The sequence below is a fragment of the Selenomonas sp. genome (assembly GCF_052169755.1).
Classification (GTDB): domain Bacteria; phylum Bacillota; class Negativicutes; order Selenomonadales; family Selenomonadaceae; genus Selenomonas.
In genome coordinates, this window is sequence record NZ_JBQNBV010000205.1 from 1 (window position 1) to 2550 (window position 2550).

Annotated in this window: 2 protein-coding genes; both read left to right on the forward strand. The window is 56.3% G+C overall.

Going from position 1 to position 2550, the window contains the following annotated elements:
• The coding region (locus ACTTKG_RS10295) for an SPASM domain-containing protein (RefSeq protein WP_442674107.1) at positions 1 to 302 on the forward strand (302 nt) is incomplete at its 5' end.
• A gap of 250 nt (positions 303 to 552) precedes the next feature.
• Positions 553 to 2373 (forward strand): B12-binding domain-containing radical SAM protein, encoded by a 1821-nt coding sequence (locus ACTTKG_RS10300; RefSeq protein WP_442674108.1) that lies wholly within the window; start codon positions 553 to 555, stop codon positions 2371 to 2373.
• The last annotated feature ends 177 nt before the right edge of the window (positions 2374 to 2550 follow it).

Below are 2550 nucleotides of genomic sequence, written 5' to 3' on the forward strand. Positions count from 1 at the left end.
CCGTGCGCATGGCAAAGGTTTGCCCGCAGCCGTTTTACATGATGCAGTTCAATCCCGACGGCAAGATGGTTCCATGCTGCGCTATGGAAACGGCGGCGGTATTGGGCGACGTTGCGAAAGAATCCGTGCGGGCAGTCTGGCAGGGCGAACGCTTGCGCGCCTTCCTCGAAACCCAGCTTCGCGGCGAAAAGGCCGCGTATACGACGTGCGCGAAGTGCAGACAGTATCGCTATGCGATGTTCGAGGAAGATGTGCTCGATCAAGATGCAGAGCGAGTGCTGCAAAAATTTCAAGATCTTTGATAAACTACACGCACAAACGTCCACTTTGTGGACAAAAGTGCGCCGCCCTTACAGAAACCTAGCCAATCAGTCTGCGCCCTTCGGCTTGACTTCTTGGGGTTTCATAGTAAACTACACGCACAAACGTCTACTTCGTAGACATTGTGCCCCGCCCTTAATGAAAGTTACCCAATCAGTCTGCGCCCTTCGGGCTTGACTTCTTGGACTTTCATAGTAGAATGCAATCGCAAGTGTTTCATGAGGTGCTTTTATGAATTATTTGTTGGTCATGCCGCGTTTTGTCGATACGATCGGCGAGTGGTATCATTTCCCTTTGGGAATCCCCTACGTTTCATCAAGCATGAAGCAGTCGGGGCTTCGCGTATTTACGCTGAACATGAACAGCCGCGAGGGTGTGACGCGCGAGATCATAGCGGAAGAGATCCGAGCGCACTCGATCGACGTCGTTCTGACGGGCGGGCTGTCTTTTCAATATCCGGCGATTCGCGAGATCTTGCAGGCGGCGAAGGATGTCGATCCGCGCATCGTTACGGTCGCAGGCGGCGGCATCATCACGAGTGCGCCTGCGGCGGGCATGGAGGTCTTGGAGTTTGCAGACTACGGCATCGTCGGCGAGGGCGAGGAGACGACGCCGGCGCTTTGTCATGCCTTGGAGCGCGGCGAGGATGTGATGGCAGTTGAGGGCATCGTTTACCGTGAAGACGGCGTCTGGATGCGCACGAAGGCGCGCAAAGAGGTCGCCAATCTCGATGCGATTCCCTTCCCCGACTACGAGGGATTCGACTTTTCGAAGATCGCCGCGATGGTGCCGAGTCTCCTCGGCATGAACGAGGATCATGCGATCACGATGACGACGAGCCGCTCGTGCCCGTTCCAGTGCACGTTTTGCTTCCATACGAGCGGCAGTCACTACCGCAAGCGTTCGTTGGACAATTTCTTCGAGGAACTTGACCTCCTCGTGGAAAAGTATCGTATCAAGTACATCTTTGTGTCGGACGAGCTTTTTGCCATCAACATGCAGCGCGTGGTCGAATTCTGTGCGCGTATCAAGCCGTACAACATTCGCTGGTGGGCGCAGTTCCGCGTATGCGATGTCACGGAGGAGATGGTGCGCATCCTCAAGGACTCGAACTGCGTGACGATGGGCTTCGGTTTGGAGAGCGCAGACGACGGCATCCTGCGCAGCATGAACAAGAAGATCCGTTTCGAGCAGACGGAGAAGGCTCTGGCTCTCGCCTACCAGTACGGGCTGACGATTCAGGGCGGCTTCATCTTCGGCGATGTGGAGGAAACGATCGAGACGGCGAAGCGCACGCTCGATTGGTGGAAGGCGCATACGGAATACGGCATCACGCTGAACTTCATCACGACGTATCCGGGAACGCCGCTCTATAAGACGGCGCTCGCACGCGGCATCATCAAGGACGAGGTGAAGTTCATCCGCGACGGCTGCCCTGTCGTGAACCTTTCGAAGATGTCGAAGGAGGAGCTGGACTGGCTTGCAGGCGAGGTCATGCGCCTGCCGCAGCGCGCTTTCCTGCAGCCTGAGGACATTCATGACGTGCATGTTGATTATGCGCACCGCGCTTTGAGCTTCACGGGAAAATGTACGGAATGCAGCGAGGAGAACCGCTGGGAGAACGTGCGATTTTTCACGCGCAACGTCCTGACGTGCAAGAAGTGCGGCAAGAAGCACAAACTGCCGATCTTGCCCGAAGTCGTGCGCTACATCACGGCATCGGTGGAGATTTTGCGCGAGGAATGCGGCAAGATTGCTTTCTGGGGCATCAACGACTACTTTGCCACGATGATCCCCGACCTGCCTTTCGTCGGAGCGGCGGGCGTCTTTCTCATTGACAATTCGAAGATCAAGCAGGGCAGCGAGGTCGATGGGCATCTCATCCACAGCCCTGAGATTTTGGATGCGGAGAAGATCGATACGGTCGTCGTGCCTGTCGTTTCTCTGATGTCTACCATCGAGAAGCAGATTCATCAGGCGTTTCCGCGCGTCAAGAACGTCATCAACATTCTTGACCTCGTGAAGCCGACGGATGAAAAATGTGTGGGGTGATGAAGGAATGTCGGTGGAAAAGTTTGCAGCGGGCGAGTTGTTGGAGCTTTTTGCCGCGCCATGACGGGACAGCGGAAGTTGACGGCGGCAATCGCCCGAGAGTATCTGCGTGAGGCGCATAGGCGCGCGCCGAAGCTCTGGATTCGCCACTCGTACTACGTCGGGCTGGCGGCGGGG

What these genes read in the sequence shown, in the direction of transcription:
- ACTTKG_RS10300 (WP_442674108.1), top strand. Translation starts at nt 553, where the DNA reads ATGAATTATTTGTTGGTCATGCCGCGTTTTGTCGATACGATCGGCGAG.